The organism is Candidatus Babeliales bacterium, from assembly GCA_016929235.1.
Taxonomy (GTDB): Bacteria; Babelota; Babeliae; order Babelales; family JABCYS01; genus JAFGJD01.
Genome location: JAFGJD010000005.1, coordinates 106,130 through 130,201 on the forward strand (window position 1 = coordinate 106,130; position 24,072 = coordinate 130,201).

Consider the following 24,072-nt stretch of genomic DNA (forward strand, 5'->3'; position numbering starts at 1 on the left):
AACAGCTAAGGATGCATTTGTGAAGCAAAAAATTACAGAACCAACGGCAGATCGTATTGCCGTAAAAAAGAAGGCCCTCGAAGTCACCTTTTCCCAAATTGATAAACAATATGGGAAGGGAGCAGTGATGCTTATGGGTGATAGCCCGGGGACAAGGGTTGAGGTTATCCCAAGTGGCTCGATTTTGATTGACCAAGCGCTTGGCGTTGGAGGCTACCCAGTTGGTCGTATTATTGAAGTGTTCGGTCCAGAGTCGTCTGGAAAGACAACCTTGGCTTTGCATGCCATTGCCCAGGCGCAAAGTAGGGGGGGCATCTGTGCATTTATCGATGCAGAGCATGCGTTGGATCCTACACATGCTGCAAAGTTAGGTATCGACATTGAAAATCTGATTATTTCTCAGCCTGACTATGGAGAGCAGGCTCTGGATATTGCAGAAATGCTGGTTCGATCTGGAGCTATTGATGTGATCGTTATAGATTCGGTTGCGGCCTTGGTTCCCAAAGCAGAGCTGGAAGGGGATATGGGTGACGCACATGTTGGGTTACAGGCTCGTTTGATGTCGCAGGCATTAAGAAAATTGACTCCAGTGGTTCATAAATCTAAGACCGTTTTGATCTTTATCAATCAGATCAGACAAAACATTAATAGCCTCCCTTTTGCAAAAAAGGAAACAACGTCAGGGGGCAATGCTCTCAAATTTTATGCCTCGCTGAGATTAGATGTGCGTAAGATTGGCAACCTTAGAAAGAATGAGGTTCAGTTTGGAAACAGAATCGCTGTCAAGGTGGTAAAGAATAAGGTTGCTCCCCCCTTTAAGAAGGTTGAGCTTGATTTGCTCTTTACTGAGGGCATTTCTCCTGAGCTTGACCTATTGGACGCAAGTCTGTTTTATACTATAATTACTCAATCGGGGTCCTGGTTTGCGTTCGATGGCAAAAACCTAGCCCAAGGAAGAGAGCAGGCGCTCGACTTTTTTAAAAAGAATCCCGATATTCGCAATGAGGTCCGAGCTGCCTTGCTTGCGAAAATAGAAGAACAGAAACAGCTCTAAGACGGGATAATCTTGAGAAACGATAGAGAAAATAACGACCAGTCTACTCTAGTCAATGAACATATTAGAGCACCTCGGGTTCAATTAATTACCCATGAAGGTGAGAATCTAGGTGTGGTGCCACGTGACCTTGCTTTAAGGGTTGCACGCGAGGCCGGACTTGATTTGGTCATGTTGAGTGAGCAAGGCAGTGAAGGGGTTCCTGTTACGAAGGTCATGGATTTTGGCAAAGCGCTGTATGCTAAAAAGAAGAAAATGGCAGAGGCGAAAAAGCACCAAAAAACCCTTCAGATTAAGGAGCTTAAATTCCGTCCAAAAATTGGCGAGCATGATTTTAAAACAAAAATGAATCAGGCTATTCAATTTTTGAATGCGGGAAAGCGTCTTAAGATTACCCTAGTATTTCGAGGCCGTGAGATGGTTCTTAGAGAGCAGCATGGTCAGGAAATGTTTGATAAGATTTCCGCAGCGCTTGAGGCTGCTGGTGTAACAAATGTTATCCAGGAGAAAGACAGCAGGGCGGGGAAACTTTGGTCTCGTACATTTATATTGAAACATTAAAGATCATTATTTGTTTAGGATTTTTATGCCAAAAATGAAAACACACAGCGGAGCAAAAAAGCGTTTTAAAAAAACTAAGTCAGGCAAGATTAAGATGAGTAAAGCTTTTCATCGTCACTTGCTTACGAAAAAGAGCTCTGCTAAAAAGCGTAGCATGAGAAAGTCAGCATATATTCAACCGTGTGATGCTGGTCATCTTACTCATCTTGTATCCTAATCATTTTTATAAAACAATTGGTATTCCTCTGTGGGTACCTACTTTAATTGACTTAAGGAATTAATATGACTCGAGTGAAACGTGGTCTTGCTACAAAGCGACGACATAAGAAGCTATTGAAGCAGACAAAGGGATACTGGGGCCAAAGAAAAAACATTTTTCGCCGAGCAAGTGAAACCTTGCGTCGCGCATTGGCCTTTGCCTTCACAGGGCGCAAACAAAAGAAGCGTTCTATGAGGGCTCTCTTTATTACAAGAATAAGTGCTGCTGCTGAAGCCCATGGCATGCCATATAATCAATTTATTCATGGATTAAAGAAGGCCAACGTTCAATTAAATCGTAAGATGCTTAGCCAAATTGCGATCTATGAGCCTAAGGTCTTTGAGCAGCTCGTTGGTCTTGCGAAAGCAGCATAAGTTTTCTTGACAGGAAAAAACGAGCACGACTAGACTACCATTGGTAATGGATAGTGATATTAGGCGTCGCGCAGTAGACGATTATAACGATAAGGAGTGTGCAATGAAGACATTAGAAATGCTTGAGAAAAGGGTAAGAGCCCTTGTTGATATGGTGCAAGAACTCCAAGCAAATAATGTTTCATTGAGCAAGGAAAACAAGGAACTACAGGAGCAGATTCAGGTTATGGAAAAGACCATAATGCAAGAATCAAAGAACTTGGATAATCTTAAGGTAGAACAGGATAAGACCAAGTCTTTTGTAGATAGCCTAATCAAAGACATTGATGCATTAGTTGAACATGGTAATAACTTATGACAGCAGAAAAAAAGAAATATACCGTAAAGATCTTTGGGGATACCTATCACTTGGTGAGTGATGAACCTGAACGGCGTGTTATGCAAACGGCAGATATGGTTGATGCCATGATGAAAGAGTTTGCAAGCGGTTCCGGTATGAATGATTCAAAGAAACTAGCTGTTCTTGTTGCTCTTCAATTTGCAAATCAGGTTGTTTCCTTAGAAGCACAACATGCAGAAGATGAACTAGTCGTTCGACGATTAGTTGATTCTCTGGATTCTACTGTACTTTAGCGGCGACTGTGTCTCTTCCGTGTCAAGTAGTCAGTAATGCTGACACACTTGAAATGATACATTAAAGCAAGGAAGAATTCATGGTTATTACGCTTACAAACCTTTTGAATCCTGTAGTGATTACAGGTTTTGTCATGGTTCTACTTGGTCTTGTGCTACTTGCATATAACTGGTTTCGCTTACAAAATGTCTCACGCTTACATCGAGAGGCTGAAGAGCGAGCCCGTGATCTCAAACACCGTATTGAATCTGAACGGCGAGAAGCATCTATTAAGATCAAGGACGAACTCTATAAAAAACGACAACAATTTGAACGCGAGATGAAAGAAGAACGCCTTGACCTCGATCGTTCTCAAAAAAAGCTCCAAGAAAAATATGATGCGCTCGAAGTAAAAGAGAACCGCATGGATGATATGCGACGAGAATTGCATCAAAAAGAACGTACGCTTTCTCGCACTAGCGATATGCTCCGTATCAGCGAAAATAAGCTGAAAACCGTTTATAACGAACTCGTTGCTAAACTTGAGCGGATCAGTGGTATGAGTGTTGATGCTGCAAAGAAAATGCTTCTTGATACGCTCTCTAATGAAGTAAAAGAGTCGAATGAGCGATGGGTCCAAAAAATCGAAAATGAGGCTCGTGAAACGGCAAAAACAAAATCCATACGTATACTTGCTGATACGATGCAGCGCTATGCGGTCGAACAAGTTTCACAGCATTCGGCAAGTATTATCCATTTGCCAAACGATGATATGAAGGGTCGTATCATCGGCAAGGAAGGCCGTAATATTAAAGCACTTGAAAATGCTACCGGTATGGAATTTGTGATTGGCGATACGCCTGAAATAATCACTATCTCTGGATTTAATCCTATTCGCAGAGAGATAGCTCGCACGGCATTAGAACGATTAATTGGCGATGGTCGCATTAATCCAACACGCATTGAAGAAACGGTTGAGCAATGCGAAAAAGAAATCAACGAAATGATCGAGGAATACGGAAAGAATGCGGCACAGGACCTTGATGTGCAAGGCCTACATCCGGAGCTTATCACACTTCTCGGCAAGTTGTATTTTAGGACCTCGTTTACACAAAATGTTTTAGAACATAGTAAAGAAGTAGGCATGTTTGCTCGTACGATTGCAGAGGAGCTAGGTCTCAATGGATCTATTGCGGCGCGAGCTGGCTTGCTGCATGACATAGGCAAAGCGGTTTCTGCAGAGATAGAGGGCCCCCATGCTCGTATTGGTGCAGATATTGCTAAGCGGTGCGGCGAAGACGCCTTAGTGGTCAATGCCATAGCGGCTCATCATGAAGAGGTTCCGTATGTATCGATCTATTCCCTGATCATTGTAATTGCGGATACAATTTCTGCATCGCGACCAGGTGCACGTCGTGAAACGCTCGCTGCCTACATTAAGCGGCTTGAATCGCTTGAAGACCTAGCGATGAAGTTTGATGGTGTAAAACGTGCTTTCGCATTGCAGGCTGGACGCGAAGTTCGCATTATCGTACAAGAGGATTATCTTGATGATGATAAAGCTGCTATCTTGGCACGTGACGTGGCAAAAAAGATAGAGGATGAGATGAATTTCCCAGGACAGATTAAAGTTAATGTGATTCGAGAAAAACGTATTGTCGAATATGCGAGGTAACCAATGAAAAAAGGGCTTAGGATCCTGTTTATTGGTGATATTGTCGGCCCGCTTGGTGTTGGCATTTTCCAAAAGCATATCGATGCTGTGAAAAAGCAGTGCGACATTGATGCTGTAGTCGTAAATGGTGAAAACGCAGCAACCGATGGGCGTGGTATTGTACCAAGAATTGCCGCATCTTTGAAGCATAATGGAGCTAATGTTATTACTACAGGGAATCATGTCTGGGCCCGTAGAGAAATCTATCAATACTTATCCGAAAACAACGATGTGCTCAGGCCAGCCAACTTTCCTAGTGGCTGTCCAGGAACTGGTGTTACAACGATTACTGTCCAGGGGCATACGGTTGGTATTATGAACCTCCAGGGTCGCGTATTTATGAACCAGCATGTAGACTGTCCTTTCAAGGCGGCCGATTCTTTACTAACGTATCTGAATTCTAAGACCAAGTGTATTTTTATTGATTTCCATGCTGAAACCACATCAGAGAAAATAGGTTTGGGCCATTACATGGATGGTAGGGTGACGGGCGTCGTGGGGACCCATACCCATGTGCAAACTGCTGATGAACGCATTCTACCGGGAGGGACGGCCTTTGTTACGGATCTTGGCATGACGGGTGCACTTGATTCTATGCTGGGAATGAAGACATCATCTATTATGCCGCACTTGCTGACTCAAATGCCCAATAGATTTATGGTAGAAGACGCTGGGCCAGCAATTTTGAGTGGGGTATGGATTGAGTTTGATCCTATGACCGGAAAGGCGTTGAATATAGAACGAGTTTTAGTAAAAGACACTGAGTTTTCTTTGAACTCATAACTCTTTTTCGATCAACTCTATCGTCGTCCTTTATCTGTTTGTTACTCTAAACAGAGGAGGGGGGAATCATATAATTAATCGTACGTATATCAGGGGGTGTCCAATGATATTGGCATTTATTCTCTATGTTTTATTCGCACTTATTTTCATCTTTGGAAAAATATCATTGGGATATGGTAGTCCTATTTTTGCGGTAGGTGTTCGTATGCTTATAGCTGGGTTTATCCTGATGGGTTACTTATTGTGGAAGAATCCAAAAGCATTGCGTATACGTAAAAAGGACATTCTTCCAATTGTATTAGTAACTATCTTTAACGTGTACCTCACCAACGTACTTGAATTCTGGGGACTACAGTATTTGGTTTCAGCTAAGGCAAGCTTTCTATACAATTTATCCCCATTTCTCACAGCACTTCTTTCCTATTTTGTTTTTTATGAAAAGATGACAAAACGCAAGATCATAGGCCTCGTTGGAGGATTTATTGGTTTTCTTCCTATCTTAATGAGTGAATCTCAGGGTGAACTTGCTTCGGGACATATAGGATTCTTTTCGTGGCCTGAGCTTGCGCTTTTGGGCGCGGCAACAGCAACAACGGTTGGCTGGATAGCATTGCGCACCATGGTTACTCACGGATTTTCACCAATTGCTGCTAACGCATGGAGTATGTTAATCACTGGATTCTTATGTATTCCTACCTCGCTTGTATTCGAAACGTGGAATCCATTTCCTGTCGTAGCGTGGAAACCGTTCTTGGGCTGGACCTTGATTATTGCTATGATCTCAAATTTGATATGTTACAACCTTTATGGCTACCTTTTAAAGCGATACTCGGCAACGTTAATGGCATTCCTCGGTTTCTTCTCTCCATTCATCGCTGCCATTGTTGGTTGGTTGGTACTTGGAGAAACGGTAACATGGAACTTTGTTACCTCTGCTGTTATTGTGTTTGTTTCATTCTACCTCTTTTACAAGGAAGAATTGCGTCAGGGTTATATCAAGATTTGATGAAAGGATTCAATGAAATTAATAATACTGTTCAACGCAATTTCGGCAGCCAGTTTTCCTATCAGTAAGTATCTTATCGGAGTAATGCCACCATTCTTATTGACTGCTGTAAGACAGCTTTTGAGCGGCATAGCATTGTTGGTATACCAATATTTTATGAAGCCTCATACTCTATATATTAAGCGCAAAGACTGGGGCAGTCTCGTTGCAATTGGACTCTGGTTAATGTGCTTATCCCTGGTGCCTATCTATTATTCTTTAGACTACATTACGACTGCGCGCTCTAGTTTTATTTTTAATCTTACCCCATTCATCACAGCATTCCTTTCATACCTATATTTTAAGGAAACACTTACCATTAAAAAAACGTTGGGGCTTTTTATTGCCATTGTAGGGTTCCTTCCCCTATTGTTGACTGAATCTCCAGGCGAGTCATCTAAAAACGGTATGCTCTGGATTTTTAGCTATGGAGAACTGTTTGCTATTGGCGGAGTTTTCGCATGGGCCTATGGCTGGGTCTTGGTAAGAAAGTTAGTCTCGTGCAAACGATATTCCCCTATAGCTATTATGGGATATACCATGGTAATTGGGAGTTTTTTCTCATTTATAGGTGCAGGTATATTTGAGTCATACCGTGTTTCATATACTCATGGATATGTGGCACTGATTTTGTTTATTCTCTTTATGGGCGGTAATGCAATAGGGTACAGCCTTTACTCGTATCTTTTGCAACAATATACTGCAACATTTCTTTCATTTGCAGCGTTTATGATGCCGATGTTTGCGGCCTTGTTTGGATGGATATGTCTACATGAGCCCATTACAATCTACTTAGTTGTTTCAACGATACTTGTTTTTGTTGGTCTTTATTTGTTCTATCAAGAAGAACTTCGACAAGGATATGTCGTACGCGACTAATCGCTGTTGGCATACCTCAAAAAATGCGTATATTGAGATTCTTGTAAAGAAGCCCACAGACCTATGGGGATCTCAAAAGGCAGATGAAGACGTATCTAAAATATTTACTTTTTGCTGTGATAGCGTCACTTCCAATTTTGTTTTATGTATTTAACTTCAATGAACATCTCACCGTTGCAAACCTAAAATATTACCAATGTTTGTTGAAGGAGATGGTGGATCAGCATCAGTTTCTGTCGATTATTCTTTTCATGCTCGCGTATACTGCAAGCGTGGTTGCATCACTTCCTCTTGGCGGCCTTTTTACATTGACTGGCGGCTTTTTATTTGGGGTGTTTCCTACGGTGATTTGCGTCGATATCTCTGCGACTGCGGGAGCTATAGGGGCATTTCTTTTGGCGCGATACGTCTTTGGAGAGGCATTGCATAAAAAATACCCTTACTACATAAGCAAGCTTTCAGGAGAACTTTCACAATATGGATGGAGTTACATGTTGAGCATACGCCTCAACGCTGCCATCCCATTCTTCATCACCAATATGATTATTGGGCTCACTCCATTACCTCTCAAAACATTCATCTGGACTACAGCTGTCGGAATGATTCCGAGTATTACCTTATTTGCATTTGCCGGAAGTCGTTTAGCAACAATTCATACTATTGGGGATATTGTCACGCCACATGTTCTAATGGCATTTGGAGCATTAGCATTGTTGCCGATTTTCTCAATGCTTGCGCGTCGTTGGTATAGAGCTTGACCTTCATACTCAGCTTTTCTATAGTCAGGCAAATTCGTTGTTATAAGGAGAGGCTATGAATATAAAATCGTGTTTCATCATTGGATTTCTTGTGAGCTTTCCGCTTTCAACATTTCCATGGATTTGGACGCTTATGAATGATACAAATAAGCCAGTGCTTGTTGTGCCAAATGGTTCCTATGCTTTGCGCATAGAGCCACGTCAGGTCAAAGCTCTTGATACGGGGGTTACTCCTACTTGGTGGAATAAAATGCAAAGCTATATGGCTCCTCCTTCGTTTGCTATCTATTTTGAAACCAATACAGAAGATGTTTTTGTACAACGCTTCAAGCTCACAGAGCGACATACGGTTGCAAAAAACGATCGATTGAAAATTAGTGATATTGGCCGGAATACTGAAGTTGCTGCTAAAAATTTTCATGTAAAGACCTTTTTTATCCCTGAACAACAGCAAGCACAAGAACTAAAACAAGCTAAAAAAATGAGTAAGAAGAACAAAAAATGATCTTAATTGCGGTCCTCTACCTGATCTGTGCAAGTACGTTTACGATATCAAAAAATGCTTTGAATTACGCTGACCCAATCTTTTTTACGGGTGTCCGCATGACTTTATCGGGGATCTTGCTCCTCAGTTATCATCTTGTCCGAAATGGTTATTCGCTGCGGCTTAAGCGTGATCATTATCTACTATTTGGACAGGTTGTACTGTTCTACATCTACTTGGCCTATGTCTTTGATATTCTAGCGCTTCAACATCTTACCTCAGCAAAAGCATGTTTGCTCTATGATCTTTCACCATTTATCACAGCATTGTTTTCCTACTTTGCGTTTCGTGAGGTGATGACCACAAAAAAATGGGTAGGTTTGAGTATCGGCCTTGTTGGATTCTTGCCAAGTCTCTTGTCACAAGCTGCGCGTGAGGCAGCACCAGTAGGTGTACCGTTTTTATTACCAGAAGGATTGATGTTGGGTGCCGTAGTAAGCTCGGTGTATGGCTGGGTGGTAGTTCGTAAACTTGTGCGAGAAGGGTCATATTCTCCTGTGCTGATTAATGGAGTGGCAATGTTGGGCGGGGGCCTGCTTGCGCTTCTCACCTCTTTTTTCTGGGAGGGATGGTATACAGCTCCAGTGACCAATGTAGGTCAGTTCGCTCTTTATACAGGATTGATTATCCTTACATCGAGTGTGTTATTCTCGAATCTATATGCGTATCTTCTCAAAAAGTATTCTGCAACATTACTTTCATTTGCAGGATTTACCGCACCATTATTTGCAGCATTACTTGGCGGGATATTTCTTGGTGAGACTGTGTCTTGGGATTTCTTTGTTACTACAGGGTTTGTAGTTTTTGGTATCTACTTATTTTATCAGGAAGAACTTAAACAAGGGTATGTTCTCGATTAGAGTTATAGATCTTCTGTATATTTTCCTGATCGTCCCCTCCATTTTTTTACAGGATACTTTTCACAGATCTCTTGCAGTTTTCGTTCGAAATTAGAGCTTACATCAATATTATAGTGTACCGCAAAGGTGAGTAGAGCGATAAGGACGTCAGATAACTCATCGCGAATGCATTTTCCCTTGATTGGATCATCTAATAAATCTTCAGATTCTTTTTCAGTTGTCCATCGAAAGATATCTAAAAGCTCCGCGGCTTCTGAAGCAATAGCCATACTAAGATTTTTTGGCGAATGATATTGGCGCCAGTTGCGATCACTGACAAATGTTTGAATTTGATCTTTTAATGCTTGTACTGTTCTATCTTGGTCATTCATATAAGCCTCCTCATCCTAGATAAACTAGGAACCAAGTATACGGCTCTGGCAGCTATTGGCAATGCATTTTATATAGTGATTTAAGCTTTTCGGCCGCAGTTTCTAATTTTTTTTGTTCTTCGTTGTTGAGAGGTGTTTTAATGATCTGCTGTATGCCTCTACGGCCCAAGACTGCCGGCATGTTAAGAGCAACATCTAGATCTTCTAGGTAACAGGAAACCGGAAGCACGCGCTTTTGATCAAATAGAATAGTTTCACATAATACGGCAACACAAGTGCCAACACCAAAAAAGGTTGCACCTTTACATTCAATGATACGATACACTTCTTGCCGTACTGTATCTTCAAGTTTTGCACATTGTGTTCTAGATAATCCTGCAAATTTAACCAGTGGAACTCCAGCAACGCTTGCTGATGACCAAGCAACAAATTGTGCATCTCCATGCTCTCCAAGAATATTTACGTGTAATGATTGTTCTGCAATATGAAGTTGCTTGGTTAGCAGACTACGAAGCCTTTGTGTATCAAGCAATGTTCCAGATCCGAACACTTGTGTTATGGGAAGACCAGACGATGCCTGAACAACGCGTGTCATAATATCAACCGGATTAGTTACCACAATAATAATAGTATCCGTCTTAAGTGGTTTAAGGTCCTGCATAATAGAGCATACAATGGTGCGATTTGTTTTTACTAAGTCAGCACGGTCTTGTCCTGGCTCCTGACGAGCTCCTGCTGCGATGATAATAATATCAGCCTCCCTGGCCTCCTTAATTGTTACGGCATGGATACGGGATGCAACGCTGAAGGGAAGGGCATCAGTAAGATCGAGAACCTCTCCAATACATTTTTTATTGTTCTTATCGACTAGCATAATATGCGGAACTAAGTTACGCATTATTAAAGCGTATGCTGTCGTAGTTCCTACAGAACCTGCCCCGATGATAGCTACTGCGGAATGCCTCATAGTATGTTTCCTTTTTCTTATGAAACGACACTAAGACTGTAGTCTACCTACCACAAGACCGAAAAAGAAAGTATCTTTTTGTTGTGCATATTTAATTATAGTTACTAGGTGAGAGATAAACCCTGGCAATCTAAAGGCTTAATCCTTTTTCTAGGAATTTCTATAAGAATTTTTGTGCTGTGATCAAATAGCGCCTCTCGTGTAAGGTTTGGCCAATAGAAGATAATTGTTATTTTTTTATAACTTTTCATACTGTCCTCTTTTTAAGGGTGCTTGATCTTTTTCTTTTTATTATGGTCTATTTATGGTAATTCTATTGACATAAGTAGCTATTTCTTGAAAGTCGGCATGATGAAAAAATTACCTGATCTTGTGACATCGTTTCCAGAATGGTACCAAGAGGTTATCTACCAGGCTGAACTGGCTGATCAATCTCCTGTCAGAGGTTCTATGGTTATTCGGCCCTATGGAACGGCGTTATGGGAAAATATCAAAAATATCCTAGATAAGAAAATCAAGGATACCGGACATCAAAATGCGATTTTCCCACTTTTGATTCCAATGTCATTTCTCAAAAAAGAAGCAGAACATGTAGAAGGATTTGCTCCCGAACTTGCTGTGGTAACACATGCTGGGGGCAAGGAGCTTGATGAGCCATATGTTATTCGCCCAACATCAGAAACGATAATTCACTATATGTTTGCCCAATGGATCAAATCATGGCGCGATCTTCCCATGAAAATTAATCAATGGGCTAACGTAATGCGTTGGGAACTCCGTCCACGAGCCTTTTTAAGGACCAGTGAATTTTTCTGGCAAGAGGGGCATACTGCCCATGAAACAGCAGAAGAGGCTCATGAGGAAGCACTACTTATGTTAAATCAGTATATTGACTTGTGTGAAAAGGAATTAGCTATTCCAATAATTGCGGGAGCAAAATCAGAGAGTGAAAAATTTGCTGGAGCCGATAAGACCTATACTCTCGAAGGGATTATGCAAGATGGTAAGGCTCTCCAAATGTGTACCTCACATCTAATTTCACAAAGTTTTGCCAAGGCATTTGGCATGCAATTTCAAGACAAGACCGGTGCACTTGCCTACCCTTATTTGACTAGCTGGGGTGCAACAACACGTTTGATTGGGGCAATGGTTATGACGCATGGCGATAATAAGGGACTTATTATGCCGCCACGAGTTGCACCAATACAGGTTGTGATCATTCCAATTATGAAGAAGGGAGCCGATGAGCAGACGCTTCTAAAAGCTGCTGGTTATCTTAAGGAAGGCCTTGAGAAGGAAGGTATTCGTGTCAGGGTAGATGCAGATACGCATGAAACACCCGGATCAAAATTCTACAAATGGGAAATGAAGGGCGTTCCTATTCGTATAGAAATAGGCCCTCGTGATCTTTTAGCCGGTACCGTTTTGTGCAAAGATCGACTTGGTATGAGTAAAGAATCTATTGCGCTGAATGAATGCGTTGTACATGTTACTAGGCTTCTTGATACAATCCAAAATGAACTATTCAAACGAGCGTGTGCACGCCGTGATGCATTACTGAAGCATGGGGAGCTTTTGGAAGAGTTTGGAAATATCTTAGCAAAAGAACCTGGTGCGTATATTACTGGATGGTGTCAAGATCCTCTCTGTGAAGAGAAATTTAAGCCTTATAAGGCAACCATTCGGTGTCTATTAAAATCAAAAGATCATAAAGTGTGCTGCGTATGTCATGAGCAAAGCTTAGGCGATATTATTCTTGCACGGGCATATTAAAGCATGAAAAGGAGAGAGGTATGAATGGTCTGATTACAAAGTTCGAAGCATATCTACTTACTGAAAAGCGCGTCTCGCATAATACATTTGATGCCTATAAGCGTGATATGGCACAGTTTCAAAGGTTTTTGGATGAAAAGAAGCTTATTCTACAAACAGTGCACCTTGATGAATTGAAAAAATTTCTTGAATGGTTACATGTACGAAAAATTGGAGCACGAAGCTTGTCTCGTAAGATTTCATGTTTAAAAGCATTTTATAGATGGGCGGCCGAATATCACGGGCTTCATAATCCTGCTGCTGAACTTGCATTTCCCCGTATAGAAAAACGACTTCCTCAATACCTATCTGAAAAAGATATTGAAGCTTTACTCGAGGCAGCAAATAGCAACATAACACCGCTTGGAGTTCGCAACAAGGTGATTGTGTATTTGCTCTATGTGTCCGGAATGAGAATTAGTGAGCTTGTATCGCTCAAAAAATCGCATATGCATTTTGATACAGGCCTAATCGTTGTCCAAGGTAAGGGCGGTAAAGAGCGTCAGATTCCATTGCCAGCGGAAGTTCTTGAACTTATGCGTCATTACTTTAGTACTACGCATCGAAAGCTTACGCAGCAGGGCAACTTGTATGTTGAAACCGACTATGCATTTCCTGTGCTGTATGGCAAACGCGTCAAGCCAATATCACGACAAGCGTTCTGGCTGATTCTCAAAAAACTGGCTCGTTCGGTTGGTATAAAAGATATGGTTTCACCACATAAATTACGACACTCGCTTGCAACACATTTACTACACAAGGGAGCAGATCTCCGTTCATTGCAGCTTCTACTCGGCCACGAAAATCTATCAACAGTGCAGATCTATACGCATCTAGAGACAGGTCATTTGAGATCTATTTATGATAAGAAGCATCCTCGATCATAAGAATTTTTTATTTTTTATATGATCTGAGTATACTGCTACCAACCTTGCTGATATCTGTACACTTTTGTTGAGGACGATGCGTTATGGAAAACAAGTTTGTGATTGAACAGAAGTCGATTTTGTCTGTTTTATCATCCATGCAACCTATATGCACAAAGCGAACAACACTGGATACGACAAACTATATTTTGTTTCATGTTGGTCATCGTGAACTTGTTCTCAAGAGCACAGATCTTGAAATTAGTTTGCAAGCAAATTGCACCCTCAAAGAAAGTGATGTAACGGAAACACGTTCATTTCTTGTGTCAGGACGTCGGCTTTTTGATTTAGTAAAAGAGCTTGCTGATGATATTACCGTAACGATTGATGATACAAGTCTCGGCCTTACCTCAGGGACAGCGCAGCTTACGCTTAATATTAAGGATGCACAGGAATTTCCACCATTCCCAGAACGCATTGAAAATTTGATGCATTTGGATGCAAAATTTGTACTTGAGCTACTCAATAAAGTTGCATTTCTAATTCCACAAAATAACGCAAATCCTGCACTTAACGGTTTATTTTTGGAACTTTCGTCGGCAGGCCTCAAGATGACTACAACAGATGGGCACTGTCTTGCACAGATTGCTACGAATAAATATAAGCTTGATGGCGAAAAGAAATGGCTTTTGCCGCGACGAGCAATTTTTGAAATTAAAAAAATTCTTGAAAGTTCAGACGATGCAACACTGTTCCTAGGAACTTGCGGCAACCAGCTGGTATTTTCAGGAACATCATTCAACTTCTTTACCAAATTACTTGTAGATCCATTTCCTAATTATTCGACCATTCTTGATCGCAATGGATTTATACCTGCACGTCTGGATAGAACCAACTTTGTAAAAACTTTGCGCAGGTCGTCCGTCCTTCTATCAGGTCAGTTTATTGCTACAAAGTTTGCCTTTGAAAAGGAACGGCTCAGTGTTTCTCTGCATAATAAAGAGGTTGGAAAGCTAGACGAAGCACTTGCGTTGGAAGATTTTGACTCTGATAAAATGGAAATCAGATTTTACTCACCATATCTTTTGAGTGGGCTTCAAGCATTCCAAGACGAAAAAAGTACATTCTATCTAAAGAATCCCGCTCGCCCAATCATTTTCGAGTCAAACGAAAAAGAAAAAGGATACATGTTAACGTATCTTGTCATGCCAGTATCCCCATCAACGCAATAACTTTTTCAAAGACGTGCAGATAACAAGCCTTCACATAAAAAATTTTCGCTGCTTTTCGTCGCTTTCGGTGAATCTTGATGATCGTATCATTGTAATAGAAGGCGATAATGGTTCGGGTAAAACATCCTTGCTCGAGGCAATCCACTATCTTTGTTATATGCGTTCATTCAGGACGCATATTCCACGAGACTTGGTAAATTTTGAAAAGGATTCATTTTTTGTTAAGGCACAGCTCTCTGTTGATGATGCTCCCGCTGAAATTCAAGTTGGTTTTTCCGGAGCACGGAGACTTGTAAAATTTAATCAACGGCCGATACAATCATTTAAGGATCTTGTTCCACATTATCGAGTCGTTACTCTGATCGAAGATGATCTTATGTTGATCAAAGGTGGCCCTGAGATTCGACGTGCATTTATTGATCAGGCATTGATACTTTCTAATCCAGATTACCTGCTATCACTCAAATCATACCGCGCGGCAGTTGATCATCGAAATACCGTTTTAACTCAAAGTCATGTTGCGGATGATACGTACCGTTTTTGGACAAAGCATCTGTGGGAGCAGGGTATCACCTTGCAAAAACAACGTAGGGACCTACTTGCCAACTTAGAACAGCGAGTGAATATTTTATTTAAAGAGCATTTTTCCGAGCAATCACCATTAGATATTACACTTGAATATCGTTCACGTAAGCACGCCGATGATGAGTCATTTGATACATTCTTGCAAGTGTACGGTGATTTGCTTAAGCAGGAAGAATTGCGGCTTGGTCGCTCCATGTTCGGCGCGCATCTGGATGATTTTGCCATTCATTTTCGTTCTAAAAAATCCAAGCTTTATGCTTCCCGTGGGCAACAAAAGCTTATTATGCTTCTACTCAAAATTGCACACGTACAGGAGATCATTGAGCAACATGGTCCCATCATTTTTTTACTCGATGATCTTATGGCTGACTTTGATACTGCAACGCTTGAGCGGCTTGTCGCTATGTTGATCAATCTTAACTGTCAGCTCATTTTTACAATCCCCACGCAACCGTCTCAATTAAAGGACCTCCTGACCATCCAGGGCGCTGTCATTATGAAATTGACAGATGGAAACATTTGCTCCGCTGCTGGCGATTTCTGATTTTATTTCATTTGACAGACTTATAAAAACATCGTATTGTTTTTCGACAAATTTAAACCTATGAAGGGGCTACTGATCGCAGTTTTCGCGCCCTTTGACATTATTAAATTTTTGCCCATACTAGGTTTCTGTGATGACGCGTTCCTACTGTTGTTTTGGAACGCTTTAACTTTAGGCTTCATTACTACTCTCCTTTTTTCCACCGTATTGATCTACGATCAGTGCGGTGGTTTTTTTGGATCAAATCTATTTCTTTTACTCCTCTAAATTTCCTATCCTAAACCTATAATTAGATAATGTAGGGGAAGGAATAATATGAGGTATCTATGGCTCATTACCTGTATCTCCATAATGTATGGAGCTATGGGCATAGAATTAGTTGATATAGGTCTAGAGGGGACGGTACTCACGGCTCAAGAGCTAGAACAGGCCAAGCGCGGCAACACCACCATAAGGCGCGATGTGCGGGATGCTGTCCTATGGCATCAAGCTATCCCTACTACGGGACTTCTGGAGACAACACCTTACTTTCCCCCGCACTATCCCTATCTGCCGCATCAGTTTACCCTGTGGGAGCTTGCTCCTAATAAGGGTAGGGGGGTTTCTATCGGGATTATCGATACAGCAATAGGACCTAATCCTGATCTCATGTTTGCCTACCAGACGATTAATCTCGTTCCTAAAATAGAGGGCTCTGTAACAACTGCTGGAGAACCAAAGCTCAGCCATGGGAGCCATACCATGGGCATTATTTCAGGAATAGATGATGGAGGGGAGAACCGTTCGCCTTCTCAGGATACAGGAATTAGCGGCCTTGCCCCTAATGCTACTATTACGTTGCTTAATGCGTTTGAGAATGGTAAAAGCTCCAAGAATATGCTTACCAGGGCCCTTGAGGAAGCCCATCGGCAGAATATTGATATTGTTAATATGGGCCTTAAAATTGCTGAATCCATTAATCTAGACGATCAATCTACCAAGGAGCTTGAACGCGCGATTGGTCATATTCCTTATACTGTAACGGCTGCGGGAAACTCAGGAACATCCCATCTTTCTTATCCCGCAAAATTTCCATGTGTAACCTTCGATGTTGGAGCCTTTAAGTATAAAGATAACGCGTATCCTATATTTGAGGTATCGCAACATGAAGAGGGGATAGGGCCACTTTTTGTAGCACCTGGCTACAATATTTTGAGCTCAGGCTATCCGGATAATGATCAAGCGACCTATGTCTTTATGGGTGGGACATCCACAGCAGCGCCAATAATGACAGGTTTTGTTGCACTTATGCTAGGTGAGTTCAAAGACACCTTTACGAAACCCCAGCTGCTTGCGGTTGTGTATACATCGGGGTTCTTTATGCATGACACACAAAGCTGGAAATCGCACTCATTGCTAGGAACTCTTGATATGAGAACAGCTTTATTTGTATTACATTGCTTGAATTATATACGAGATCACTATCCAGATGTGGATTTTGCCGATAAGGCACAATTTGAGACAGCTGTAGCGATACTACACGATATGCTGCTACAGCCAATTGGCGGGCAAGCAGCAAAGCAAAATTTTGCAGTATTTTTAAACCAGAATGCTCACCAATCTCCACATCCAACTAATCTTAATCTTTCTCAGGTAGTTGCTTCTGTTGCTCATAAGGCATACCAAAAGTTGGGTGGTGTAAAAAATCAAAAAAACAGTACACTATTCTCACACTTACCACAGTACACACAGCAACGAATTGAAAAAAAGCTGAAATGTAGTTCTGAATCTTAGGTTTGGGGATCTGGTCATATGAATAAAATCATTATAGCGCTGGTATTCTTGGGGAATGCGTTGTGTGCGCAGGAGTATCTCTATCCTGTGGGAAAGATACAAGATGAAGGGCGCACCATGGTGTATCTTATACATCAGCGCTCGCCATCTCATATAAATCTTCTTATATGGAATCCTGTTACCTATGAAACATCGCCTGGTCTACTCTCTACATATACCCCGGCAAGCTTTACGTTACTTCCAGATCAAAGTGGATTTAGTTTCATTGATCATGGGAGAGTTCGCATAAAAAATTTTAATAAACGATCTCCAAAAGCAATTAGTTTTAGATATCCCATAGATGACATTACTAAGATTTGTTGGCTTTCCAATGAAACGTTTTATTTCTCGGGAAGGCCTGGACATCGCTTTGGTATTTTTGCAGCAAATCTCCAGGGCGATGTTATACCGCTGATTCATGACACGATTAATGATTATCTTTATCCGCAAAGGATTGGATCTGAACTATTCTGTATTAAGAGAACACCTCAGGGAACCTATTCGATTATAACCACCCATGTTTCTGATATTAATCTGACAAATAGAAGCTCTTCATTAAATGAAGAAGAATTTCATGCTGCAGTACTCCAAATGATGTATGAAGACGCGGAACCGGTATTTGCAGCCCCAGACTTAGAAGATGTTTTTTCTGATGACACAACGGCATTAATTTTTCTTACAATGGTCTCTGAGGCCGAGGGTTTTGTTATTCAACATCCTCGGACAATCGAATCAGATACACATATGATTAAATTTTCGTATTGCCACATCATCAAAAATAATAACACCTGGAAGAATGAACAGTTGTTTGCGTTTACTCTTCCAGCAAAATTCATTCGTCGTGGCTCAGACGATCTTTTGTATGAAAACATTCTACCATTGCTTCCTCGCGTTTTTGGTAATGATATTTTTTATGCTCATTGTGATGATTCAGATCATTGTAAAACCAACTTATTCAGTTTTGATATGACCAATCATCATTCGGAACGGCGTTCGCTGCCTATATCACACGAGCTTTTAGATTCTGCAAGTTTTTCACCTCTCACCGTAGATCCATTTGTCTTTTATGGCGGGAAAATTTCATATGCCTATGATCAACCAAGCGGCTATGGAACAACACCAACATTGTGGATCAATGAGCGAGGCATTTTATGTGCTGCTTTGCCTATGATAAATAATGCGTTACTCTAAACGGTGATTACAAGCGCATTCGCATCACGTTCGTGAAGGAATATCCATGATTTTTTCGTTAAAAAAATTAACATTGCTTATTATATTTATCATAGGAAGTATGGTGACAAAAACAATGCCAGACCCCACAAAATCATCGGATGCTTATCGACGGGCCGTGGAAGGCTTGGTTATGCAATGGAGAATTTCAGGAAAAAATATGCATGGTGATTGGGGCTTGCGGAACTTTCACGAGAGATCATTTGTATATGCAATGCAAGCACCTGGCTTCCCAGAAGGTTCCGATTATGGGGTTGTTGCAGCTTATTTATCACAACGCTATCCAGATGCAAGGCCAAGCTGATTTTACATAAGATCCATTATCAGGAGGTAAAAGTTTTGGTCTCTATGGATATGTCACCAACATGATCGGCATAGATTCATGGAACTTGAGATCCTTGAGTTGTTTTCTAAAAACCTTATACCAAGGCATGGTAACAAGATCATTCGTAACCTCAATCCAGAGAAAATCACTATAAAAATGGTCACAGAGAAATTCAGAGAGATCATTATATGGATAACTCAACCATCCCCCAGCCTCTAACTCTTTTAGGACAGAGACAATGGAATTGCCAAGTGGAATTGAACTGACTGAGAGACATGCAACTTCATTATAATAATTAAATGACCCAAGGAAGGTTTTCATGAGCTCTCGGCCATGAAAAACATCCCTAACCATGATTGAATGGAATCCGTTGGTTAAAAATTTATCGCTTAATGTTAGGATTTCTTGTTCTGCGGCTGAAAGATCTATCGTTGTTGTTGGTACCGCTGCGCCGAATCTAAGTATCGCGTTAGTATTCATTGTTGCGTCTCGTTTCATGGCTTACCCCTCCCGGTTTATCCCCCCATTGAGTAATCCCCTGCATTCCTATCATGAGTTGCGCCATTTGTGTCATAGTTTGTTGTAAACTTTTAATGCTTCTAAAACATACAAAAAAAATGATATAAAAATCAAGTTTTTATATCAATATGAAAAGTAACAACAAAAAAATGAATCAAAAATAAAGATACATAAGGAATAAAATCAATAAGATACGAACTGTAACAAAAAAATGAATTTGATTGTTAAATAGTGCAACAGTCACTTTTGGGCGCTGATAATCTTTTTTGTGTTCCATAAACCACAAACTGAAACTGCAAGCGCGTCTGTGACATCGAATTTTTTTGGCATCAGTAATCCGGGAAATAGCCGTAGGAGCATGCGAGCAACCTGTTCTTTACTAGCGCCACCATATCCTGTTAACGACTGCTTAACCTCACGTGGCGAAAACTCGTGGAGTGTAATTGAGTTGCTATATGCAAGATGATAAATGATGCCTCGCAAATATCCAAGTTTCAAAAAGTTTTGAGCATTTTTGCCAAGAAATGGAGTTTCGATTGCAATATCGGTTACGTGCCATGTTTGAATAAGATGCAGCATATTGTCATGAAATTTTGAGACACGCTCTGGTAATCCCTTTGTTCCTAAGCGCAAGAATCCATAATCAAGTAAGACCGAACGTTGCTTGTCTTTTTTTAACACTCCATAGCCACTGATGATGGTTCCGGGATCGACGCCGAGAATGATCATTCTCTCTCCTTTTCATACGAACATCTTTACTGTTCGTATTCCGCATCCTCAAACTTCGTAAGTTCTTTAAGGAAGTTCAAATAGGCAGTACCAGTTGGTCCATTCCGCTGCTTACCTATAATCAGCTCGGCAAGCGCAGGGTTATCGGTCTCAGGATGATACACGACATCACGATATAAAAACATTATCAAATCGGCATCCTGTTCGATTGCTCCGGATTCACGCAAATCAGAGAGCATCGGTCGCTTATCCATGCGACTATCAACTGCACGTGATAACTGTGACAATGCAATAACTGGAATAGCAAGCTCTTTGGCAAGAGCCTTAAGCGCGCGCGATATTTCTGAAACCTCCTGATGTCGGTTTTCATGGCGACCAGGTGCACGTAGCAATTGGAGATAATCAACAATTAATAATTGAAGCCCATGCTCAGCTTTGAGCTTGCGAGCCTTGGCACGCAGTTCCATTACATTGAGCATTGCAGTATCATCAATAAAAATTTTTCGTGAAGCTAATGAACTAGCAACATTAGTAAGTGTTAGCCATTCATCAGAGGTTATAGTTGCATTGCGAATATTGTGATGTGGTATGCCAGACTCTGATGATAGCAAGCGTAACGTGAGTTGTTCTGCTGACATTTCGAGCGAAAAGAAGCCAACGGTAAAATCATGGCGCGCCGCATTGATCGCAGCGTTGAGTGCAATACCAGTCTTACCCATCGAGGGGCGCCCTGCTACAACGATTAAGTCGCTTTTTTGAAAACCCGACGTAAGATGATCTAGTTTTGCAAAACCACTCGGCACTCCGGTAATACCATGCGCGTGTGTCTTGATTTCGTTAATGTGTTGGAATGTTCGCTTCAACCAAATATTCAGTTGTGTAAAACTTTGGTTTGCACGTTTGTGCGATATATTGAAAATCGTTTTTTCAGCGTTATCAAGAACCGCTTCTATTGCTTTATCCTGTTGATCATAGCATGTCGTGATAATGTCAACGGCAGAACCAATGAGATCACGAAGCACTGATTTTTCTTTGATAATACGTGCATGGGATTCAATCATACCTGCTGACGGAATCTCATCTTGCAACGATAGGAGGTACGATGATCCACCGATTGCTTCCAATTGATCTTTCTTTTTCAGCTCATCTTGTAAGGTAACTAAATCAACGCGATTAAATTTCTCGGCCAGTTCCAAAATGGTTTCATATACAATGCGATGTGGTGCACTGTAAAAATCTTGTGCTAATAAAAAATCAGACACTGATGAAAGTGTCTGATCATCTAATAAGATTGCACCAAGAACAGCTTTTTCTGCTTCCGTATTAAACGGCAGTTCTTTTCCAAGAATGGTTTCAGGTGCTATAGAAAGATTCCGTTGTTCTTGTTTTCGCTTTTGCATGCGTTAGCTGCTTAATCTTGTTCTGGAACAATTTTCAAGAGGACTGTCGGTTGAAGTCGTGATGATAATTTAATGGTGATGTGGTGTACACCTTTTTCTTTAATGTTTTTATCAAAGATGACTTGATTTTTCGCAACCTTTACACCTTCATCCGCCAGTAACTCCATAACTTCCATAGGGCTGACTGAACCATAAAGTTTACCGTCGTCGTGAACCTTACGTTTGAGGATTAGTTTTAGTGACCGAATTTTTTCTGCAAGCATTGAGGTTTCAGTTGCGATCGCAGTTTTACGGTCTTGTATTACTTTTACACGCTTTGCAAAGCTTGATTCGTTGTGGGGTGTTACCTGTTCGGCCAATTTTTTAGGGAATAGATAGTTCGCTGCAAATCCATCTGAGACTTTGACCATTTCCCCGGCAATGCCTACTTTGGCCACGTCTTTCAGTAAAAACACCTTCATAATTATCCTTGTATGCTAGCAATAGAATTGACGTTGTTCGATAGTGCACTCGGCACAAGACAGAGTTGAGTATAGAAAAAAACAAAGCGGTTGAGAACTAGAGATATCTATCAATCATACGTTGATGTGATCCGTCTGGCTTCAGTACCCATCCACCAGTATGGGACACATAAACCACTCCCCTCCCCCAGGTCATGGCCTGCATCCTTGCATATAACCACAATACTCTCTGAAAGTACGGGGTATGCATAAACCAACTATCATTAACTAGAACCACAATCGGCTCGTTCCCACAAGGCGCAGCAGACGCGAAGAAGAAATCAGAGCAGATCATGGGAATAAAGGGAAGTGATCCAAACATCATTATAGGCCGCTCGGAGCAAGGCGCGGAGAAAGGTCTACACTTGCTGAGGAAAAGTCCTTTGAAAAATGGAATTTGGTTCCATATGGTCGGTAGGTATTCAACGAAGGGAAACCTATGTTGTTTTTCATAAGCTTGTATTATCGGACCATTTTTAAAATAATAAAACTTATTGTATAAATTACCGTTTGTTTCGCCATGTGCGCCAATGATACAAGGTACTCGTGTCATTGCCAATGTTTGCATGCATCGCTCATAGTTGTTGATTGGAAATCGCAGTGTCGACTCTGGTGCTATACAACAGACTACATCTTGATGAAGATCATGAACCGCCTCGATTGAAGATACAATCTCCTGTACGCCATCCCAGAGCGACAGATGTTTATCTGGTGGAGCTACATAACCCAACTTCGGAATCTCACACCCACTATGAGTAAAGAAAGAACCAAAAACAATCAGAATAAGCGCCCCGCTCGCTAGCAAGAGCGAGTGTCGTGTATGCTTTCCGCATACAGCATTAACAAACAACAAAGGAACAACCAAAAAGAGAAGTAATGCAGCATGGTGCCCATATGCAAGAAGGCCCCTACTCATCCATGGCCACTCACACAATGGAAGATATGGACATACCATAGAAATACCTTCGTTGTGACCAATAATAAAAAAGATGCGTGAGGTAACGAGATACCAATAGATATACGTTGTTGCCAGCCATGACCAGATTGTATTACTAAGTCGTGTCGCTGCCCAGAACCACAGACCTGAATATATCGCACAATAACAAATAAGGAGTACGTATCCAAGCTCACGCCCAACGCCATCCGCCTGTGTATGAAGCAAGACTGCGCTGAACCAGAACGTACCACCAAACGAAACCAATCCCCATACATATCCGTGCTTGAAAGAATACACTCGTCTGTTCAAAACTGAATACCACAAGGGAACGAAGGCTGCCCACGAAAGACATCCTAGCCATGGCGAACAAAGAAACGCCAGCACATACAACAGCGCAGAGTAAAGAACCATTATCATGATGCACTCCATGATGTTATGACCCACTTATCATCATTGCGGGCCAACACGCACGAAACTCGACCACAGTGTACACCCTGCTCGAGCAATTGTGCACAAACCGTAACCTGATCGCCATGATAGTCACACATAATCTTCCCCGAATAGTGTGCATCGCCGGGAGGCCATGAACGAAACACCACCGGTTCGTCAATATTTTTATGGGCGCGTATCATCGCACAGCCCGCCCTCGCTAATCCTTCAGAAAGAAGGATCCGTTGTTCATGCTGCAGACGGTATCGCCATTGCTGTGCAAGCGCACCGTATGATCGCCACATGGCAAGAGTCAACGTTGTACACACACCGATAAATAACACCACCAGGAGCATTGCCGATCCTCGTC

At 41.4% G+C, this 24,072-nt stretch carries 28 protein-coding genes; 20 read left to right on the forward strand and 8 right to left on the reverse strand.

Annotation, left to right across the window (positions count from 1 at the left end):
- Positions 1-55 precede the first annotated feature (55 nt).
- From recA to JW872_02640, 13 genes are all read left to right on the forward strand, one after another.
- Positions 56-1,054, forward strand: coding sequence for a recombinase RecA (gene recA, locus JW872_02580; protein ID MBN1549523.1), 999 nt, complete (start codon positions 56-58; stop codon positions 1,052-1,054).
- A 12-nt stretch (positions 1,055-1,066) separates the two neighbouring features.
- Positions 1,067-1,615 carry a translation initiation factor IF-3 gene (gene infC / locus JW872_02585; GenBank protein ID MBN1549524.1) on the forward strand — a complete coding sequence of 183 codons (549 nt, stop codon included), beginning with the start codon at positions 1,067-1,069 and terminating at the stop codon, positions 1,613-1,615.
- Between the two features lie 25 nt (positions 1,616-1,640).
- Complete coding sequence (gene rpmI / locus JW872_02590; GenBank protein MBN1549525.1) at positions 1,641-1,832, forward strand: 50S ribosomal protein L35; 192 nt, start codon at positions 1,641-1,643, stop codon at positions 1,830-1,832.
- Positions 1,833-1,897: 65 nt separating this feature from the next.
- The gene (rplT, locus tag JW872_02595; protein MBN1549526.1) at positions 1,898-2,248 is read left to right on the forward strand and encodes a 50S ribosomal protein L20; all 351 of its coding nucleotides are present in this window, start codon (positions 1,898-1,900) and stop codon (positions 2,246-2,248) included.
- Positions 2,249-2,351: 103 nt separating this feature from the next.
- Positions 2,352-2,606, forward strand: coding sequence for a cell division protein ZapB (zapB, locus tag JW872_02600; protein ID MBN1549527.1), 255 nt, complete (start codon positions 2,352-2,354; stop codon positions 2,604-2,606).
- Positions 2,603-2,881: a cell division protein ZapA gene (locus JW872_02605; protein MBN1549528.1), complete on the forward strand. Its 279-nt coding sequence runs from the start codon at positions 2,603-2,605 to the stop codon at positions 2,879-2,881. The genes zapB and JW872_02605 overlap by 4 nt, the downstream gene beginning before the upstream one ends.
- A gap of 80 nt (positions 2,882-2,961) precedes the next feature.
- Positions 2,962-4,536: a ribonuclease Y gene (gene rny / locus JW872_02610; GenBank protein MBN1549529.1), complete on the forward strand. Its 1,575-nt coding sequence runs from the start codon at positions 2,962-2,964 to the stop codon at positions 4,534-4,536.
- Between the two features lie 3 nt (positions 4,537-4,539).
- Positions 4,540-5,358 (forward strand): TIGR00282 family metallophosphoesterase, encoded by an 819-nt coding sequence (locus tag JW872_02615; protein MBN1549530.1) that lies wholly within the window; start codon positions 4,540-4,542, stop codon positions 5,356-5,358.
- 103 nt (positions 5,359-5,461) lie between these two features.
- Positions 5,462-6,364, forward strand: a complete 903-nt coding sequence (locus JW872_02620) for a DMT family transporter (GenBank protein MBN1549531.1) — start codon at positions 5,462-5,464, stop codon at positions 6,362-6,364.
- Between the two features lie 12 nt (positions 6,365-6,376).
- Positions 6,377-7,282, forward strand: a complete 906-nt coding sequence (locus JW872_02625) for a DMT family transporter (GenBank protein ID MBN1549532.1) — start codon at positions 6,377-6,379, stop codon at positions 7,280-7,282.
- Between the two features lie 83 nt (positions 7,283-7,365).
- Complete coding sequence (locus JW872_02630; GenBank protein MBN1549533.1) at positions 7,366-8,040, forward strand: TVP38/TMEM64 family protein; 675 nt, start codon at positions 7,366-7,368, stop codon at positions 8,038-8,040.
- A gap of 55 nt (positions 8,041-8,095) precedes the next feature.
- On the forward strand, positions 8,096-8,545 hold the full coding sequence (locus JW872_02635; protein ID MBN1549534.1) for a hypothetical protein: 450 nt from the start codon (positions 8,096-8,098) through the stop codon (positions 8,543-8,545).
- Positions 8,542-9,444 carry a DMT family transporter gene (locus JW872_02640; protein MBN1549535.1) on the forward strand — a complete coding sequence of 301 codons (903 nt, stop codon included), beginning with the start codon at positions 8,542-8,544 and terminating at the stop codon, positions 9,442-9,444. The genes JW872_02635 and JW872_02640 overlap by 4 nt, the downstream gene beginning before the upstream one ends.
- A 2-nt stretch (positions 9,445-9,446) precedes the next feature.
- Here the strand turns inward: JW872_02640 and JW872_02645 are convergent, their stop codons facing one another.
- On the reverse strand, positions 9,447-9,815 hold the full coding sequence (locus JW872_02645) for a nucleotide pyrophosphohydrolase (GenBank protein MBN1549536.1): 369 nt from the start codon (positions 9,813-9,815) through the stop codon (positions 9,447-9,449).
- A 52-nt stretch (positions 9,816-9,867) separates the two neighbouring features.
- Positions 9,868-10,782 (reverse strand): L-lactate dehydrogenase, encoded by a 915-nt coding sequence (locus JW872_02650; GenBank protein MBN1549537.1) that lies wholly within the window; start codon positions 10,780-10,782, stop codon positions 9,868-9,870.
- A gap of 348 nt (positions 10,783-11,130) precedes the next feature.
- On the opposite strand from JW872_02650, the gene JW872_02655 reads away from it, so the two are divergent.
- The 7 genes from JW872_02655 to JW872_02685 all read left to right on the forward strand — a co-directional run bounded on the left by JW872_02655 (position 11,131) and on the right by JW872_02685 (position 19,167).
- Positions 11,131-12,555 carry a proline--tRNA ligase gene (locus JW872_02655; GenBank protein MBN1549538.1) on the forward strand — a complete coding sequence of 475 codons (1,425 nt, stop codon included), beginning with the start codon at positions 11,131-11,133 and terminating at the stop codon, positions 12,553-12,555.
- 20 nt (positions 12,556-12,575) lie between these two features.
- Positions 12,576-13,481, forward strand: a complete 906-nt coding sequence (locus JW872_02660) for a tyrosine recombinase (protein MBN1549539.1) — start codon at positions 12,576-12,578, stop codon at positions 13,479-13,481.
- A gap of 83 nt (positions 13,482-13,564) precedes the next feature.
- Positions 13,565-14,692 carry a DNA polymerase III subunit beta gene (gene dnaN / locus JW872_02665; GenBank protein ID MBN1549540.1) on the forward strand — a complete coding sequence of 376 codons (1,128 nt, stop codon included), beginning with the start codon at positions 13,565-13,567 and terminating at the stop codon, positions 14,690-14,692.
- Between the two features lie 13 nt (positions 14,693-14,705).
- Positions 14,706-15,821: a DNA replication and repair protein RecF gene (gene recF / locus JW872_02670; GenBank protein ID MBN1549541.1), complete on the forward strand. Its 1,116-nt coding sequence runs from the start codon at positions 14,706-14,708 to the stop codon at positions 15,819-15,821.
- Positions 15,822-16,136: 315 nt separating this feature from the next.
- Positions 16,137-17,594, forward strand: coding sequence for a S8/S53 family peptidase (locus JW872_02675; GenBank protein MBN1549542.1), 1,458 nt, complete (start codon positions 16,137-16,139; stop codon positions 17,592-17,594).
- An 18-nt stretch (positions 17,595-17,612) separates the two neighbouring features.
- Entirely contained in the window at positions 17,613-18,824 is a 1,212-nt protein-coding gene (locus tag JW872_02680; protein ID MBN1549543.1) for a hypothetical protein, read from the forward strand.
- Positions 18,825-18,870: 46 nt separating this feature from the next.
- Entirely contained in the window at positions 18,871-19,167 is a 297-nt protein-coding gene (locus tag JW872_02685; GenBank protein ID MBN1549544.1) for a hypothetical protein, read from the forward strand.
- Between the two features lie 42 nt (positions 19,168-19,209).
- On the opposite strand, the gene JW872_02690 is transcribed toward JW872_02685, so the two are convergent.
- From JW872_02690 to JW872_02715, 6 genes are all read right to left on the reverse strand, one after another.
- A complete protein-coding gene (locus tag JW872_02690; protein ID MBN1549545.1) occupies positions 19,210-19,686 on the reverse strand; it encodes a hypothetical protein in 477 nt (158 codons plus the stop codon).
- Positions 19,687-19,947: 261 nt separating this feature from the next.
- On the reverse strand, positions 19,948-20,436 hold the full coding sequence (gene ruvC, locus JW872_02695) for a crossover junction endodeoxyribonuclease RuvC (GenBank protein MBN1549546.1): 489 nt from the start codon (positions 20,434-20,436) through the stop codon (positions 19,948-19,950).
- 26 nt (positions 20,437-20,462) lie between these two features.
- Positions 20,463-21,836: a replicative DNA helicase gene (gene dnaB, locus JW872_02700; protein ID MBN1549547.1), complete on the reverse strand. Its 1,374-nt coding sequence runs from the start codon at positions 21,834-21,836 to the stop codon at positions 20,463-20,465.
- A gap of 11 nt (positions 21,837-21,847) precedes the next feature.
- Positions 21,848-22,297: a 50S ribosomal protein L9 gene (gene rplI, locus JW872_02705; protein ID MBN1549548.1), complete on the reverse strand. Its 450-nt coding sequence runs from the start codon at positions 22,295-22,297 to the stop codon at positions 21,848-21,850.
- A 97-nt stretch (positions 22,298-22,394) separates the two neighbouring features.
- Positions 22,395-23,690 (reverse strand): hypothetical protein, encoded by a 1,296-nt coding sequence (locus tag JW872_02710; protein ID MBN1549549.1) that lies wholly within the window; start codon positions 23,688-23,690, stop codon positions 22,395-22,397.
- Positions 23,687-24,058, reverse strand: coding sequence for a hypothetical protein (locus JW872_02715; GenBank protein MBN1549550.1), 372 nt, complete (start codon positions 24,056-24,058; stop codon positions 23,687-23,689). Before JW872_02715 ends, JW872_02710 begins: the two co-directional genes overlap by 4 nt.
- Positions 24,059-24,072: the final 14 nt, after the last annotated feature.